Source organism: Mycobacterium kubicae (assembly GCF_015689175.1).
Classification (GTDB): Bacteria; Actinomycetota; Actinomycetes; order Mycobacteriales; family Mycobacteriaceae; genus Mycobacterium; species Mycobacterium kubicae.
The window spans coordinates 2,300,139-2,316,019 of the sequence record NZ_CP065047.1 but is presented as its reverse complement, the minus strand read 5'-3'; the positions used below and the strand labels follow the sequence as shown (position 1 = coordinate 2,316,019).

At 66.4% G+C, this 15,881-nt stretch carries 15 protein-coding genes; 12 read left to right on the top strand and 3 right to left on the bottom strand.

Annotation, left to right across the window (positions count from 1 at the left end; translation table 11 throughout):
* Window positions 1-12: 12 nt before the first annotated feature.
* The 5 genes from tal (at window position 13) to I2456_RS11095 (ending at window position 4,820) form a co-directional block, all read left to right on the top strand.
* Window positions 13-1,131, top strand: a complete 1,119-nt coding sequence (gene tal, locus I2456_RS11115; protein WP_068032399.1) for a transaldolase — start codon at window positions 13-15, stop codon at window positions 1,129-1,131.
* Window positions 1,128-2,672 carry a glucose-6-phosphate dehydrogenase gene (gene zwf / locus I2456_RS11110; protein WP_085075767.1) on the top strand — a complete coding sequence of 515 codons (1,545 nt, stop codon included), beginning with the start codon at window positions 1,128-1,130 and terminating at the stop codon, window positions 2,670-2,672. Before tal ends, zwf begins: the two co-directional genes overlap by 4 nt.
* Window positions 2,673-2,753: 81 nt before the next feature.
* Window positions 2,754-3,665 (top strand): glucose-6-phosphate dehydrogenase assembly protein OpcA, encoded by a 912-nt coding sequence (gene opcA / locus I2456_RS11105; protein ID WP_085075768.1) that lies wholly within the window; start codon window positions 2,754-2,756, stop codon window positions 3,663-3,665.
* Complete coding sequence (gene pgl / locus I2456_RS11100) at window positions 3,662-4,405, top strand: 6-phosphogluconolactonase (protein ID WP_085075769.1); 744 nt, start codon at window positions 3,662-3,664, stop codon at window positions 4,403-4,405. The genes opcA and pgl overlap by 4 nt, the downstream gene beginning before the upstream one ends.
* Before the next feature lie 16 nt (window positions 4,406-4,421).
* Window positions 4,422-4,820 (top strand): ATPase, encoded by a 399-nt coding sequence (locus tag I2456_RS11095; protein WP_085075770.1) that lies wholly within the window; start codon window positions 4,422-4,424, stop codon window positions 4,818-4,820.
* Window positions 4,821-4,837: 17 nt separating this feature from the next.
* Here I2456_RS11095 and I2456_RS11090 read toward each other — a convergent pair whose 3' ends face one another.
* Window positions 4,838-5,653, bottom strand: coding sequence for a DUF1206 domain-containing protein (locus I2456_RS11090; RefSeq protein WP_085075771.1), 816 nt, complete (start codon window positions 5,651-5,653; stop codon window positions 4,838-4,840).
* 16 nt (window positions 5,654-5,669) lie between these two features.
* Window positions 5,670-8,477, bottom strand: a complete 2,808-nt coding sequence (gene ppc, locus I2456_RS11085; protein WP_085075772.1) for a phosphoenolpyruvate carboxylase — start codon at window positions 8,475-8,477, stop codon at window positions 5,670-5,672.
* A gap of 70 nt (window positions 8,478-8,547) precedes the next feature.
* On the opposite strand from ppc, the gene secG reads away from it, so the two are divergent.
* Both secG and I2456_RS11075 read left to right on the top strand, forming a co-directional pair.
* A complete protein-coding gene (secG, locus tag I2456_RS11080) occupies window positions 8,548-8,781 on the top strand; it encodes a preprotein translocase subunit SecG (protein ID WP_068031776.1) in 234 nt (77 codons plus the stop codon).
* A gap of 7 nt (window positions 8,782-8,788) precedes the next feature.
* Window positions 8,789-9,205: a hypothetical protein gene (locus I2456_RS11075; RefSeq protein ID WP_241007920.1), complete on the top strand. Its 417-nt coding sequence runs from the start codon at window positions 8,789-8,791 to the stop codon at window positions 9,203-9,205.
* A gap of 13 nt (window positions 9,206-9,218) precedes the next feature.
* Here the strand turns inward: I2456_RS11075 and I2456_RS11070 are convergent, their stop codons facing one another.
* On the bottom strand, window positions 9,219-9,785 hold the full coding sequence (locus tag I2456_RS11070) for an FKBP-type peptidyl-prolyl cis-trans isomerase (protein ID WP_085075773.1): 567 nt from the start codon (window positions 9,783-9,785) through the stop codon (window positions 9,219-9,221).
* A gap of 161 nt (window positions 9,786-9,946) precedes the next feature.
* Between I2456_RS11070 and I2456_RS11065 the strand changes: the two genes are divergently transcribed.
* The 5 genes from I2456_RS11065 (at window position 9,947) to I2456_RS28440 (ending at window position 15,860) form a co-directional block, all read left to right on the top strand.
* Window positions 9,947-10,354, top strand: coding sequence for a VOC family protein (locus I2456_RS11065; protein WP_068164760.1), 408 nt, complete (start codon window positions 9,947-9,949; stop codon window positions 10,352-10,354).
* A 565-nt stretch (window positions 10,355-10,919) separates the two neighbouring features.
* Window positions 10,920-13,673 (top strand): helix-turn-helix transcriptional regulator, encoded by a 2,754-nt coding sequence (locus I2456_RS11060; RefSeq protein WP_085075774.1) that lies wholly within the window; start codon window positions 10,920-10,922, stop codon window positions 13,671-13,673.
* A 57-nt stretch (window positions 13,674-13,730) separates the two neighbouring features.
* On the top strand, window positions 13,731-14,018 hold the full coding sequence (locus tag I2456_RS11055) for a hypothetical protein (RefSeq protein WP_085075775.1): 288 nt from the start codon (window positions 13,731-13,733) through the stop codon (window positions 14,016-14,018).
* Between the two features lie 258 nt (window positions 14,019-14,276).
* Window positions 14,277-14,744: a lipoprotein LpqH gene (locus I2456_RS11050; protein ID WP_085075776.1), complete on the top strand. Its 468-nt coding sequence runs from the start codon at window positions 14,277-14,279 to the stop codon at window positions 14,742-14,744.
* Window positions 14,745-15,071: 327 nt separating this feature from the next.
* Window positions 15,072-15,860, top strand: coding sequence for an MAP_0585 family protein (locus tag I2456_RS28440; RefSeq protein WP_241007919.1), 789 nt, complete (start codon window positions 15,072-15,074; stop codon window positions 15,858-15,860).
* The last annotated feature ends 21 nt before the right edge of the window (window positions 15,861-15,881 follow it).

The window sequence follows — 15,881 nt, the reverse complement described above, 5'->3', positions numbered from 1 at the left end:
AGGGTGATCCAGATGACCCAGAACCCTAACCTTGCCGCGTTGAGCGAGGCCGGAGTATCCGTTTGGCTCGACGACTTGTCCCGCGACCGGTTGAAGTCAGGCAATCTGCAAGAGCTGATCGACACCAAGAGTGTCGTCGGCGTGACGACCAACCCGTCGATCTTCCAGAAGGCGTTGGCCGACAGCGACACCTACAACGATCAGATCGCCGAATTGGCCGAGCGCGGCGCCGACGTGGAAGCCACGATCCGCACGGTGACCACCGATGACGTGCGCAACGCCTGCGACGTCTTGCGGCCGCAGTGGGAGTCCTCCGATGGAGTCGACGGCCGGGTGTCCATCGAGGTCGACCCGCGCATGGCGCGCGACGCTGACAAGACCATTCAGCAGGCCATCGAGCTGTGGAAGATCGTCGATCGGCCCAACCTGTTCATCAAGATTCCCGCCACGGAGGAAGGCATTCCGGCCATCAGCTCCGTTCTCGCCGAAGGCATTTCGGTCAACGTCACCCTGATCTTCTCGGTGGAACGCCACCGCGCGGTCATGGATGCTTACCTCGAGGGACTGGAGAAGGCGAAGGAAGCCGGCCACGACCTGTCCAAAATCCATTCGGTGGCCTCCTTTTTCGTCTCCCGCGTGGACACCGAAGTGGACAAGCGGCTGGAGAAGATCGACTCCGACGAAGCGCGCGCACTGCTCGGGCAGGCCGCCGTCGCAAACGCGCGGCTGGCTTACGCGGCCTACCAAGAGGTTTTCGAAGGCGGCGAGCGCTTCGAGGCGCTCAAGGCCGACGGCGCCCGGGTGCAGCGACCGCTGTGGGCGTCGACGGGCGTCAAGAACCCCGACTACTCCGACACCCTCTATGTCACCGAGCTGGTGGCGCCGAACACCGTGAACACCATGCCGGAGAAGACGATTGAGGCCGTCGCCGACCACGGCGAGATCAAGGGCGACACCGTCAGCGGCACCGCGTCGGAAGCTCAGCAGGTCTTCGACAAGTTGAAGGACATCGGCATCGACCTGGACGACGTGTTCATCGTGCTGGAGAACGAGGGCGTGGATAAGTTCGAGGAGTCTTGGAACGAGCTGCTCAAGGAAACCCAGGCGCAGCTCGACTCCGCGGACAAATGAGTTCGAATTCCGCCGCCACTCAATGGCAAAACCCGTTACGGGACAAACTGGATAAACGGCTTCCCAGAATCGCGGGCTCGTGCGCGATGGTGATCTTCGGTGTCACCGGCGACCTGGCCCGCAAAAAGGTGATGCCGGCGATCTACGACCTGGCCAACCGCGGGCTGCTGCCGCCCACCTTTGGCCTGGTCGGCTTCGCCCGGCGGGACTGGGAAACCCAGGACTTCCAGAAGGTGGTGTACCAGGCCGTCAAGGAACACTGCCGCACTCCGTTCCGGCAGGAGAACTGGGATCGCCTGGCCGAGGGATTCCGTTTCGTCCCAGGGGCTTTCGACGACGACGACGCGTTCGACCGACTCGCCGAGACGCTGGACAAGCTGGACGCCGAGCGGGGCACTGGCGGCAACCATGCGTTTTATCTGGCGATCCCGCCCAAGTCGTTTCCGGTGGTCTGCGACCAGCTGCACCGGTCCGGGTTGGCGCGCCCGCAGGGTGAGCGCTGGAGCCGCGTGGTCATCGAGAAACCCTTCGGCCACGACTTGGACAGCGCCGAGGACCTCAACAAGTCGGTCAACGCGGTGTTCCCCGAAGAGGCCGTCTTTCGCATCGACCACTACCTGGGCAAGGAGACGGTTCAGAACATCCTGGCGTTGCGGTTCGCCAATCAGTTCTTCGACCCGATCTGGAACGCGCACTACGTCGACCACGTGCAGATCACCATGGCCGAAGACATCGGCCTGGGTGGCCGGGCCGGCTACTACGACGGTATCGGCGCGGCTCGCGACGTCATCCAGAACCACCTGATGCAGTTGCTGGCGCTGACCGCCATGGAAGAGCCGGTCAGCTTCAACCCGCGAGCGTTGCAGACCGAGAAGATCAAGGTGTTGTCGGCGACCCGGTTGGCCGAACCGCTGGACGAGACCACCAGCCGCGGCCAATATGCCGCCGGTTGGCAGGGCGGTGAGAAAGTGGTCGGTCTGCTCGACGAGGAGGGGTTCGCCAAGGACTCCGTCACCGAGACATTCGCCGCCATCACCTTGGAGGTCGACACTCGCCGGTGGGCCGGGGTGCCGTTCTACCTGCGCACCGGAAAACGGCTGGGCCGCAGGGTCACCGAGATCGCCCTGGTGTTCAAACGCGCGCCCCATCTGCCGTTCGACGCCACCATGACCGACGAACTCGGCGCCAACGCGATGGTCATCCGGGTGCAGCCCGACGAGGGCATCACCTTGCGGTTCGGATCCAAGGTGCCGGGCAGCGCGATGGAAGTCCGCGACGTCAACATGGACTTCTCGTACGGATCGGCGTTCGCAGAGGATTCTCCGGAGGCCTACGAGCGGCTGATCCTCGATGTGCTGCTCGGCGAGCCGTCCCTGTTCCCGGTCAATGAGGAAGTCGAATTGGCCTGGCAAATACTGGATCCCGCCTTGGACAATTGGGCCTCGCACGGCAAGCCCGATCCGTACGAAGCGGGGACGTGGGGCCCGGAGTCGGCTTTTGAGATGCTGCGCCGGACCGGCCGCGAATGGCGGCGCCCGTGATTGCGCATGAGGAGGAGGAGCGGCGCCAATGATCCCCGCCGGCGACGATGCAGAGCGAAGCGATGAGGAGGAGCGGCGGAGATGATCGTCGACCTGCCTGAAACCACCACCACGGCGATCAACAAGAAGCTGGACAAGCTGCGTGACGAGATCGGCGCCGTCACGATGGGCCGGGTGCTGACGCTGATCATCGTGCCGGACAGCGATGCCGTACTGGAAGAGTCGATCAAGGCAGCCAACGACGCCAGCCACGAACACCCCAGCCGCATCATCGTCGCCATGCGCGGCGACCCGTATGCCGAGAAAGCCCGCCTGGATGCGCAACTGCGCGTCGGGGCGGACGCGGGCGCCGGTGAAGTGGTGATCCTGCAGCTTTCGGGACCGCTGGCCAACCACGCTGACAGCGTGGTCATTCCCTTCCTGCTGCCCGACATCCCGGTGGTGGCGTGGTGGCCCGACATCGCTCCGGCGAAACCCGCCGAGGATCCGGTGGGTAAGTTGGCGATTCGGCGAATCACCGATGCCACCAACGGGACCGACCCGTTGTCGGCCATCAAGAGCCGGTTGCCCGGATACACCGGCGGGGACACCGATCTGGCCTGGAGCCGCATCACCTACTGGCGGGCGCTCCTGACCTCCGCCGTCGACCAGCCGCCGCACGAGCCGATCGAATCCGCACTGGTGTCGGGCTTGAAAACCGAACCCGCGCTTGATGTTTTGGCAGGCTGGCTGGCCAGCCGGATCGACGGCCCGGTGCGCCGAACGGTCGGTGAACTCAAAGTGGAACTGGCGCGCAAGAGCGAGACCATCGTGTTGAGCCGCCCGCAGGAGGGGGTGACGGCGACACTGAGCCGCACCGCACGGCCCGATGCGCTGGTTCCGTTGGCGCGCAGGGAAACCGGTGAGTGTTTGGCCGAGGACCTGCGCCGGCTCGACGCCGACGAGATCTACTTGGCCGCACTCGAAGGCATCAAGAAAGTGGAGTACGTGTGAGCCCCGACGTCCTAGTCTTTCCCGACAGCGACGCCCTGGTCGAGGCGGCCGGAGACCGCCTGATCGAGGCCATCCGGTCCGCGGTGGCGGACCGGGGTCGGGCGCTGATCGTGCTGACCGGAGGCGGCAACGGCACTGCGCTGATGAAGTATCTGCGCGCCCGCTCCCCCGAGATCGATTGGTCGAAGGTGCATTGGTTCTGGGGCGACGAACGCTACGTGTCCGAAGACGACGACGAGCGCAACGAGAAGCAGGCCCGTGAGGCGCTGCTCGACCACGTCGACATACCCGCCAGCCAGGTGCATCCGATGGCTGCCAGCGACGGCGAATTCGGCGCTGACTTGGATGCCGCGGCCCTGGCCTACGAGCAACTGTTGGCCGCCAACGCCGACGGGGGCGACCCGGCCCCGGATTTCGACGTGCACCTGCTGGGCGTGGGGCCCGAGGGGCATATCAACTCGCTGTTCCCCGACACCCCGGCCGTGCGCGAGACCACCCGCATGGTGGTGGCGGTCGAGGACTCCCCCAAGCCGCCGCCACAGCGAATCACATTGACACTGCCCGCAGTTCAGCGTTCTCGGCAGGTGTGGTTGCTGGTGTCGGGGGCGGGAAAGGCCGAGGCGGTGGCCGCTGCGATCGGCGGGGCCGACCCGGTATCGCTGCCGGCGGCCGGAGCGGTGGGCCGCGAAGCGACGCTCTGGCTGCTTGACCAGGACGCCGCATCCAAGCTTTCGGGTTAGCCGCACCGGGGTCATAATGACCCACATGGCAGACAGAACCGCGCGCAACGGGCCCGAGCGAAGCCGGCTCAAGACTCTCACCCAGGCCGCGTTGAACGCCGACAAGACGGTGGTTCAGGTCGAAGACGTGCTCGATGGTCTGAGCAACACGATGAATGAACTGAACAATTCACTGTCGAATCTGAACGCCACAGTTGAACGTCTGGAGAGTGGGCTGGATCATCTCGACCGCACCATGTCCAGCCTGGACGACCTCGCCAAGCGGCTCCTGGTGCTCGTCGAGCCGGTGGAAGCCATCGTTGCGCGGATCGATGACATCGTGACCATGAGCGAAACCCTGATGTCGCCGCTGTCAGCCACCGAGCACGCGGTGCGAGGTGTTCTGGACCGGTTGCGTAACCGGTCGGTGCGTTAAGTCGCGCGTCCGGTCACTCACATCTTGGTTCGCCTCGCCAACGCGAAGCAATACAGGCCGTAGGTGATGATCCCCAGCCCTGCGGCAATCAACAGCGCGGTCCCGTAAGGCTGGGCCCCAAGGGTTTTGAGCGCGCCGTCGAGTCCGGTGGCTCTCTTGGGCTCCGAGCGCAACGCGGCAACGACGACCAGCGCGCCGGCCCCGGCGATCACCGCGCCCTTGCCGATGTAGCCGACGATGCCCAATCGCCGCAGCAGGTTCCCGGACCTGCCGTGCAGGTCGTCGAGGAAGTTGCGGCTGGCGCCCTTGTGAATGTGGTAGACACCGACTCCGACGATGATCAGGCCGCAGGCGATCAGCGCGAGGGTACCCGCGGTGTGCTGCATCAGCCGTGCACTGACCGTCGAGTTCTGCTCGCTGGCGGATTTCCCTGCGCCCCGGGCGAACCCGAAGGTGGAGTAGGCGAAGGCCAGATAGACGACGGCGACTCCGAAGGCCTTTGCCCGGTCCAGCGCACCCGACGACGATGAGCCGTCCCGGGCTCGATCCGTGGCCCGCCCGAGAAAGGTCTCGATCAACCGCCACAGACCCAACGTCAGCAACGCGGCGGCGGCGATCCACAGCGCCACGGGCCCACCTGGCTTGGTCGCCAACGTCGCCAGCGCCCCGGACTGGTCGGCAGCACCGCCGTCGCCGAAGGCCACCCGGATGGCGAGGTAGCCGACGATCAGATGCAACAGCCCGCTCGCGACGAACCCGGCGCGGGCCACTCGCTCGAACACCGAGTTCTGGGCCACCTGGGCCGCAGTGATGGACGACGCGTTGTCGGACATCTGGCCCGGATGCCCGTTATCCGCTGTTGCGTAACGCGCTGGCCAACCCGTTCATGGTCAACAGGATGCCGCGCTGCACCAGCTCGTCGTCCGCACCCGAGCGGTAGCGGCGCAGCAGCTCCACCTGGAGATGGTTCAGCGGCTCGAGGTAGGGGAACCGGTTGAACACCGAACGGGCCAACGCCGGATTGTCGGCGAGCAGGTCGTCTTGGCCGGTGATCAGCTTGTACATGGCGATGGTGCGGCGGTGCTCGTCGACGATCTTGTCAAACACCCTGTGCCGCAACGCCTCATCATCCACCAACTCGGCGTAGCGGGCAGCCAGACCCAAGTCGCTCTTGGCCAGCACCTGCGCCATATTGGACAGCACGCTGCGGAAGAACGGCCACCGCTGATACAGGTCGTGCAGGATCTGCTGCCGCTGCGCTGAACTCTCCGGCCCCGCCGCGATCCACTGCTCGAAGGCGGTGCCGGTGCCGTACCAACCCGGCAGCATCACGCGGGACTGGCTCCACGCCAACACCCAGGGGATGGCACGCAAGTCCGAGATCGACTCGGTGGGCTTGCGGGAGCTCGGCCGGCTGCCGATATTGAGCGAACCGATCTCGCTGACCGGCGTGGATGCCTTGAAATACTCCACGAAACCCGGTGTGTCGTGCACTAATTCGGCGTAGGCGCGCTGGGCCAGAGTGGCCACCTCGTCGAGCACCGCGTAGGCGGGTTCGGCTTCGTCGCCGAGTCCCTCGACATCGAGCAGGGTCGATTCAAGGGTGGCGGCCAGCAGGCTCTCCAAGTTGCGGCGGGCCATCTGGGGTTCGGCGTACTTAGCGGCGATCACCTCACCCTGCTCGGTCAGGCGCAGCGACCCGTTCACCGCTCCCGGCGGCTGCGCCAGAATCGCTTGGTAGCTGGGCCCGCCGCCGCGCCCGACGGTGCCGCCGCGACCATGGAAGAGCCGCAACCGGATTCCCGCCTTGCGGGCGGCTTCCACCAGCGCCAACTCGGCACGGTAGACCGCCCAACTCGAGGCCAGATAGCCGCCGTCCTTATTGGAGTCGGAATAGCCGAGCATCACTTCCTGAATGTCACCGCGGGCGGTGATCATCCCCCGATAGACCGGAAGGTCCAGCATCGCTTGCACAATCGCCGCCCCGTTGTGCAGGTCGTCGATGGTTTCGAACAGCGGCGAGATCCCGACCGGACAGTACGGCTCGGCACCCGAAGCGTCGAGCAGTCCTGCTTCTTTGAGCAGGATCGCCGCTTCCAGCACGTCGGACACCGACCGGCACATGGAAATGACGTAATTGGGCACCGCGGCCGGACCGTACCTTTTGACCGCGTGTGCGGCGGCGGTGACAATGTCCAGCTCGCTGCGGGCCAGGTCGGACAGTTTCGCTCCGGCGCGCACCAAAGGGCGGCGGGTGGCCAGCTCGGCAGCCAACAGTTCGACCCGTTCGTCTTCTGGCAACGACGCATAGTCGGGATGCACACCGGACCAGGCCAGCAACTCCGCGACGACTTCCTCATGGACGTCGGAGTTCTGTCGTAGATCCAGACCAGAGAGGTGGAAACCGAAGATGTGCACGCCTTCGCGCAGCAACGCCAGCCGGTCATCGGCCAGCAATGCGCTGCCGTGGGTGCGCAGCGACGCATCGATGGTGTCGAGATCGGCTCGCAGCTCGGCCGGGGTCGCGTAGGCCGGCAATCCCAGATCGAGGGTGTGCTGCGGTTGCTCGTCGAGGATGGCGGCGGCTGTCGCAGTAAGCCGGGACCGCACCACTCGCACTGCCCGCCGATAAGGCTCGTCGGCGCGCGCCTTTTCCTGGCACGCCTCGGCCAGGGCGTCCAGGTCCGGCGTGACTTTGAGCAGCCGCGACGACATGGACAGCTCCTGCTCCAACTCGGTGAGTTCGGCCAGATAGTGCGCCAACGCGGTGTAGGCGGCGCTGCCGGTGGCCAGCCGCACCACCTGGGCAGTCACGTTCGGGTTGCCGTCACGGTCCCCTCCGATCCAGGATCCGGGCTGCAGGATCGGCTGCGACAGCAGGGCGGCGTCAGGCCAGCGCTCCCGCAACGCTTGGCGGACCTCGGCGTTCACTTTGGGCAGCACCTCGAAGAACGCCGAGGAATACAACCGCAGTCCGACCGCGATCTCATCTTCGATCTGCAGCCGCGAGAGCCGGATCAGCGCGGTCTGCCACAAGGTCAGCACCTGGCGGCGCAGCTCCGATTCGACGCTGCGGCCGTTGTCGGTCTGGGTGTGTCCCTCGGCGTGCAGCCGCATCAATTCAGTGATCCGGCGCTGGGTGACGAAGACGGTGCGCCGTCGGGTTTCGGTGGGGTGGGCGGTGATGACCGGAGACACCACCGCACCTGTGAGGGCCTCGGCCACGGTGCTCGAATCCAGTTGCGCCTCTTCGAGTTTCCGGTACGTCGCGGCCAGGCTGCTGTCCTGCGGCGGCTCCCCTGCGGCGATGTGGACGGCGCGGCGACGCTCCCGATGGATGTCCTCGGCGACGTTGGCCAGCAGCGCGAAGTGGCTGAAGGCGCGGATGACCGGGATGGCTTCGTGGATGTCGATGCCTTCGAACATGCGCGACACCTCGGACCGGTCGATCTCGGATCGCCGCACCCGAAACGATTCCACCCGGGCGCGCTCGACCAGCTCGAAGACCTCTTCGCCGTTTTGTTCGCGCACCGTGTCGCCGAGAATGGCGCCCAACAGCCTGATGTCGGCCCGCATCGGCTCGGTCGCGTCGCGGCCCACCTTGGTGCGATGGACGTCGCCGATGGGCTCGAGTGCGGTGTCGGAAACCTCAACCATGCGTCCCAGTATTAGCGACCTTCCCGCCCGGCGCCTGTCGCGTGCTCCCGCATTCGGTAGGCTGCCGGTCATGGAATTGGCCCTGCAGATCACCCTGGTGGTCACCAGCGTGCTGGTCGTGTTGCTGGTGCTGCTCCACCGGGCGAAGGGTGGCGGCCTGTCGACGCTGTTCGGCGGTGGTGTGCAGTCCAGCCTGTCGGGGTCGACGGTGGTGGAGAAGAACCTGGACCGGTTGACGCTGTTCATCACCGGTCTGTGGCTGGTGTCCATCATCGGCATGGCCCTGCTGATCAAGTACCGCTGATCGGGCCTTGACCTATCCGCAGTACGGGCGGCCTCCCCAAGGCCTGGCCGTCACCACGCATTTCTCGCCGCTGTCGTTCATGCTGGCGCTGTTCAAGCCGAAGGTGCTGATCGACGGCTACGAGACACCGGTCACCGGGTGGGGCCGCACCGTGCTGCCGGTGCCGCCCGGCCAGCACCGGGTCCACGTGCACGTGCCCTACCTGCTGCCCGCACAGATCGGGGCGGCCGACACCGTGGTCGACGTCTATCCGGGTCGTCTGGTCGAACTCGAGTACAAGGCGCCGGTGTGGGGCTTCAGCCCCGGGTCCCTGGGTTACCCGCCGCAGCCCTACAACGGCGTCAGCATCCTGGTTGCGGTGCTGGCGATCCTGCTGGTCGTGCCGTTCTTGTTGCTGTTCCTGCTGGTGCTGATCGCTATCTGAACCGGCGCGCCGCTCAGCCGGCGGCGCTGAGGATCTTGATGGCGAACACCAGCGAGTCGCCCGGACGGATTCCCGCGCTGGATTGCCCGTCGGGGTAGCCGTCCGCGGGCGTCATCGCGACCCCGACCGTGGACCCGACTTTTTGTCCGGCGATGGCTTTCTGAAAGCCGGTGATCACGCCGGTGAGGGGAAAGTCGACCGGGGCGCCGCGTTCGTAGCTGTTGTCGAACACCGTGCCGTCACGCCCGTTGACGCCCATGTAGCAGACGGACACCCGGGCGATGTTCGAGACGACCGGGCCGGTTCCCGCCTGCAGAGTGTGCACTTGAGTCTGGCTGACGCTGAACGGTGTGGTGACGGTCACGCGGGGCGCTGTCGCATCCGTGGATCCGGTGACCGCGACGCTGCCGGTGGTGCCGCTCAGCGTCCAGTCCGGCGCTGCGCCACTCGGCGGCGCCGCGGTGGGGCAGGAACCGGCCGCGGTCGCCGTGCCCGACGCGGAGAAGGTCAGAACGGATGCTGCGGCACAGGCCGCCAGCGCGATAGCAGAGTAGATCCGCGAGGAAGTCACGGCCGTCACGCTACAGAGGCGAATTGCGTCCGCTGTTGGTGCCCGTGCGCTCGGTGACCGCGCCGAAGGGAGGCGCTGCGGTAGGCGCCCCCGATGAGTTCCACTCGGGCGGCGGGTCAAAGTGTCCGACGGCAGTCGAGGGAGAGTGCCGCGGACCACAGGAGCAATCGATGCACGCAATGATGTTCGTTCACCTGCCCGTTGCCGACATCACCCGCTCGCGAGAGTTTTTCACCGCTCTCGGCTACGGCTTCAACGAGAGGTTCTGCGATGAACGAGCCCTCGCACTGGCCCTGGGCGACAACCAGTTCGCCATGCTGACGCAGACCGACCTCTTTGACAGCTTCCATCCAGTTGCGACCACCGATGCGTCCAAGGCGAAAGAATGCGTCCTGTGCCTGAGCGTTGACAGTCGTGACGAGGTGGACGCGCTGGTTGAGCGTGCCATCGCCGCGGGGGGCACCGCCGGCGACACCGAGGATGAGGACTTCATGTACGGCCGCAGCTACGACGACCCGGACGGCCATTCCTGGCAGATCTTCTGGATGGCCCCGCAGACCGCCGAACGAGCGCAGTAGCCCGGCCTAATCCCGTCACGGGAGTGGCCCAGGCGCGCGTCGGCTAATCGCAGTACGAGAGTCGGCGATTTCAGACCAGGTAGCTCCGGCATCGGCCCCGGGTGACTATCGGCCCCGTCGGGTGTGCGGGACCGCCGCCAGCGACGATCAGGCGGCTGTGCATTTCAGAGCATCTTCGCGCACTCACCGGGTCCGGAGATTCGGCCAGCCGCGTCTGCCGGTAAAGCGTTGCCAAGACCAGTGGCACGTCTGGCCGCTTGCCGACTTGCCGCCGCGGCGGGACGAACGTACGTCGAACGGTGCACAACATCCAGCCGAACTTTGCTCCACCGGTCTCCATGCCGATTTCTATGTTTGCCGGATACGGCAGAGGTTGGGCGGCGCACGGTTTGCCGCACCGGTAAGAATCCCCAGGAGACGGGTTACTTCGACGCATTTATTGCCGGTGACCCGGAAAGGTGCCACAGTACAAGGGTGTCGGGCGCGCGCAGCCTCTCGGTTACTGGCGGCCGGAGCGGGCCTTTGCCCGACGCGGCCGGCTGAAGAGGGGACCGGGGGTTCGGGAATGGTGCCACACGTCATCGGCCGGCAAGCAGAAGAGCAGGCGCTACGTGAGTTCCTCGACGCGATCCCGCGTGAACCTCGAGCGCTGATCCTCGAAGGTGACCCGGGCATCGGCAAGACGACCTTGTGGCTGGAAACCCTCGAGTGCGCCCGAAGGACCGGCATTCAGACCTTGAGTTGTCGAGCTGCGGGCGCCGAATCTGTCATGGCCTACAGCGTGTTGGCAGATTTGCTGAACGAGATCGACGAGTCCAACTGGGCGAACCTGCCTGCGCCACAGCAACAGGCCCTGGACGGGGCACTGTTGCGCCGCCGCCTCGACGGCGAGGACATCGATCCGCGAGCGGTATCAGCCGCATTCTTGTCCGTCATCCGGCAGCTCTGCGCTGACCGGCCCTTATTGATCGCGATCGACGACTTGCAATGGGTGGATGCATCGAGCGCGAACGCGGTGTCGTTCGCGGCGCGACGGCTGCCCGTGGGTGCCGCATTGTTGTGTACGAAACGGACCGAAGAACCCGGGCCGCAGCTGCGGCTGCCAAAACTCGATGACGTGCACCAAATTCGGTTGCAGCCCTTGACTTTAGCGGAATTGCGGCAGGTATTGCTCGTTCGTTTGGGTACGTCGTTCCCACGGCCGACGCTGTTGCGTCTGCATCAGATCTCCGACGGCAACCCGCTTTTCGCTCTGGAACTGGCGCGGCAGCTGGGCCACGCGCTGGACGGTTCGGCAGCCGCATTGCCGCACAGTCTCAACGAGGTGGTGAGCGGACGGATCCAGCGAGTCTGCGCCGGCGCGGAAGAAGCACTGTTGGCCATGGCCAGCTTGCCCGACCCGACAACCTCGGTGGTGGCCCGAGCCGCCGGGACGACTCCGGACGACCTCGCCGAATCCCTCAGCGAAGCCGAGACCCAGCGAGTGGTGGTCATCGACGGCCACCGGCTGCGCTTCACCCATCCGATCCTGTCGCACGGCGTCTACAGCGAGGCGCCGCCCCATCGTCGTCGCGACATGCATCGTCGCCTGGCCGGACTGGTCGAGGACCCTGAGCTCAAAGCTCGGCACCTGGCCCTGTCCAGCACCACCGCCGAACCGGCGACCGTGGCGGCACTCGACGTGGCCGCCGACATCGCCCGCCGCCGCGGAGCACCCGCCGCCGCCGCCGAACTGCTCGAGCTCGCCATCGGGCTGGGCGCCGACGACCCACCGCGCAGAATCCGCTGCGCTGCAGATCATTTCGCTGCCAGCAACTCCGGTTCGGCACGGCAGATGCTCGAAGCGATCCTCGACGAACTTCCCCAGGGCACCACGCGCGCCGAGGCTCTGCTGCAACTGGGACTGGTCCGCCTCTACGACGACAGCTTCCCCGAAGCTGCGGAGATATTCGCCTCCGCGCTGCACGACGTCGACATCGATCCCAGCTTGCGGGTACGCATCCTGATCTCTTCGTCCTACGCGCTGCTCAACGCCGGCCAGGTCGCCCTGGCCTACGAGCACGTGCAGCGCGCGGTCACTGAAGCCGACGAGCTGGACCTGGCCGAGCTCAGCAGCTCGGCCCTGGGTATGCGGGCCATGATGGATTTCATGGCCGGCCGCGGCGTCGATCATGCGGCCCTGGAACGCGCCATGACCGCCGAGGTGCCCAACCGGCGCCTTCCGGTGCCATTTCGACCGCAAGTCCAAGTCATTCTCCTGCGCGCGTGGACCGGAGAACTTCAGGCTGGACGCGAGGGACTGGCGGCCCTGCATCACCAATGCACCATTTCCGGTGAGGAAAGCGAGCTGATCTTCGTCGACTTCCACCGCACCCTGATCGACATCTGGCTCGGCGACCTGGGTAGCGCGACCCAGATCGCCCACGAAACGGTGGAACGGGCAACGCAGCTCGGTGGCGACTTGCCCCTGTTCATCGCGCTGACGCTGCGTGCCGCGGCATCTGCCCATGCCGGTCGCTTCGCCGAGGCTCGCCGCGACCTCACCGATGCCATTGCGGCGGCCCAGCGCTGTGGTTCTCGGCGGCTGGCCGAGTGGCCGGCGACGCTCGGCGGGTTCATCGGCGTGTCCTGCGGCGACTACCAGGAAGCGCTCAACGCGCTCGAACCGCTGCTGCCGATGGTGCACATGTTCCCGGACGCCAGCGAAATGATCACCTCGTCGTTCGTGCCCGAAGCCGTCGAGGCGATGATCGGCCTGGGTCGGCTCGACGATGCCGAGCCGCTGATCGCCACTCTGGAACGCAACGGCCGCCGGCTGGACCGGCCCTGGACGCTGGCCATGGCGGCCCGGTGTCGGGCCATGCTGCAGGCGGGGCGCGGCGAATTGGCGGCGGCAACGAGCACCGCCGAGCTTGCGATGACGGAACATGAGCGCCTGCCCATGCCGTTTGAACGCGCCCGAACACAACTGCTACTCGGCCAGCTGCAACGACGACAACGTCACCGCGAGGCCGCCATAGCAACGCTGCAGGACGCCTTGCACACCTTCGAACGACTCGGCACGCAGGCATGGTCGGAGCGCGCCCAAGCCGAGCTGGCTCGGTGCGGGTCAGGCAAACGCCCGTCCACCGCACTTACGCCGACCGAGAAGTGTGTCGCCGATCTGGCACTGTCCGGCATGACCAATCAAGACATCGCCGCGGCCTTGTTCATCAGCCCCAAGACCGTCGAAGTCAACCTCACCCGCGTCTACCGGAAGCTGAAAATCCGTTCGCGCACAGAGCTGCACCGGGTGCTCAGCGCCGACATACAGATTTGATATGAGTAGGAATTCCCCTGATGTGAGCCGTCACCGACGCCGAATAACGTGACGCCAATGGCGACCACTGGCGCACACCCGGAGCAGTTCCTGGTCGAATGGTACGGACCTGATGCGCCGGTTCAGACCATCGTGGACACCGCCGGAGCCCTCGCCGACCAGGCGACCGCCATCTCCGCCCGCGGTGAAGAGGTTCGACTGCTGATGGCCATGGCCATCCCGGCGGACGATTACGCGTTCGGCGTTTTCGCCGCGGAGTCGGCGACCACTGTCGCGCAGGTGTGCAATGACGCCAACGCGCCTGCCGAACGCATCAGCAAAGCCATCGGCTGGGTGCACACCTAACCACTAAGCCGCGACGCGCCACAAGACCCGCGTTATCGAAAGTGTAGGGGAATCCCTAATTGATCGGCCGGCCGTCCGGGGCCTTAGCTAGCTGATAGCCATCGTGCGGGTGGTGGTTGCCGCAATCGGCTGGTGAGAGGCCGGCGTCGGTGGGCGGCCATTCCGCCGGACGCACTGGGGCGGACCGCAAGTGCCAACACATTTGCCGATGTTGAGGTGTGCGTGAACGAGGCACCCGTGACACATAGGAGAGCAGCGGTGAAGCGTGGGATCGTCGTAGGCGTAGCCGGCGTGGGCATCGTGGTCGCCAGCTGTGCCGGCTGTTCCAGCAACAAGTCGAATCAGGGCGCGTCGAATTCGCCGACGCCGGGAGCGGCCGCGCCGCAGGTCATCGTCGACGGCAAGAACCTGAATGTCACGGGTCCGGTCACCTGCAACCCCAACGGCGACAACATCAACGTCGGCATCGGCGACGCGGCCAACGGCATCGGCGCGGTGGTCAGCAAGGACAACCCGCCCATCGTGCACGCGGTCGGCCTGGGCACCGTCGACGGCATCACCCTCGGCTTCTCCGATGCCGCACAGGGTCAGGGCGGGAGCGCCGGAGCCGCAGCAAGCGGCAAGTTGTTGCAGATCAAGGGCACTGCGGTCGGTCCCGATCTGAGCAATCCGCAGGAGCCGCGGCAGGTAACCAAGCCGTTCGAATTGACCATCACCTGCCCGTAGCGCGGGCCCACAGACATCACGGGCAGAAGCCCTGGAGGGGACGCAACCAATGTCTATGAAACGTCTTGCCGCAGCAGCGGCGGTCGCCGCAGGCCTCGGGATGTATGCGACGGTGTTCGACTCGGGCTTCGCCAGCTCGGATCCGACGCCCTGCCCGAACTGGAACAAGGCCTGTAGCGGCGGCACAACTCCGCCTAACCCGGGTCCCGGGTACGGCGGCACCGGGACCGTGCCTCCGCCGGGTTCGAGTGTTCCGGGAGCCGGCAAACCGTCGGCGACGGTGACCAGTCCGGCGCCTAAGCCGACGGCCTCGGCACCGCCGACGACGTGGAGCGGCGCACCTGCGCCGACCACAACTCCGCCGACGACGGGTTGGACGACAACCATGGCGCCCCAGCCCACGACGACCGGGCCGTGGGGCGGCAGCACGCCACAACCCTCACCCACCGGACCTGGGGCGGCAGCACGCCACAACCCTCACCCACCGGAACCTGGGGCGGAAGCACGCCACAACCCTCACCCACCGGAACCTGGGGCGGAAGCGAGCCGCAACCCTCACCCACCGGGCCGTGGGGTGGCGGCACGCCCCAACCGACCGGGGCCGGACCATGGGGTGGCGGCACGCCCCAACCCACCGGGGCCGGACCATGGGGCGGGGGCCCGCAACCCACCGGCGCGAGCGGTGCCTACCCGTCGCCAGTGGTCAACGCGCCGACCACGCAGCCGCCACACCCGCCGTACTATCCGCCGCACGGTGACATCCCTCGCGGCAATTCCCAATACGGCGGCCCGGTCGACCTACCGGGTGGCTTCTGGCTCCCAGGCCGTGGCGCACCGACTCCACCCCGGCCGAGCGGCTATGGCTGGAACGACGGCCCGCCCCCTGGCTCTCCCCCGCCGAACTGGGAAGGCCCGCCGCCTGCTGGCGGCTGGAACGGGCCGCCGCCTCCCGGTGGTTGGAACCGTCCGTGGGTCGGACCGCCGCGCGACGTGAGCTACGGACAGCGCTTCTTCGCCCCGTTCACCTACAACACCTACACCGTCATTCCAGTTTTCAACTGGCAGTACGGGGGTTGGGGTTACTGGTTCGACGGAATCTGGGCGCCGCTGTACTGATACGCGAGCGCTGGTCGGACG